This window comes from Gemmiger formicilis (assembly GCF_016901605.1).
Taxonomy (GTDB): domain Bacteria; phylum Bacillota; class Clostridia; order Oscillospirales; family Ruminococcaceae; genus Gemmiger; species Gemmiger formicilis_B.
In genome coordinates, this window is the sequence record NZ_JACJKP010000737.1 from 1 (window position 1) to 224 (window position 224).

The 224-nt window shown below is 58.0% G+C and carries 1 pseudogene; it reads right to left on the bottom strand.

From position 1 onward, the window contains the following. Nucleotides 1-224, bottom strand: a pseudogene (locus tag H6B10_RS16680) (hypothetical protein); the annotation flags it as partial.

Here is a 224-nt window from a genome sequence, read left to right on the forward strand (position 1 = left end):
ACACGGCACCGGAAGCGGCGATATTCTGCGGCGAGGTACGGCTGGCGGATATCGGTATTCCGGAAGAGTGCCACCGGATATAAAAAACAGAAAAGGGCTTCCCTCAGTGAACGCACCGTAAAATAGACGCCCGCCGGCACCAGAATCATCACCAGCAGCGAAAGCCCCAGGCTGCTGCCTCCCGGCAGCGGGATCTGTACCAGATCTCCCCAGAGCAGATTGTA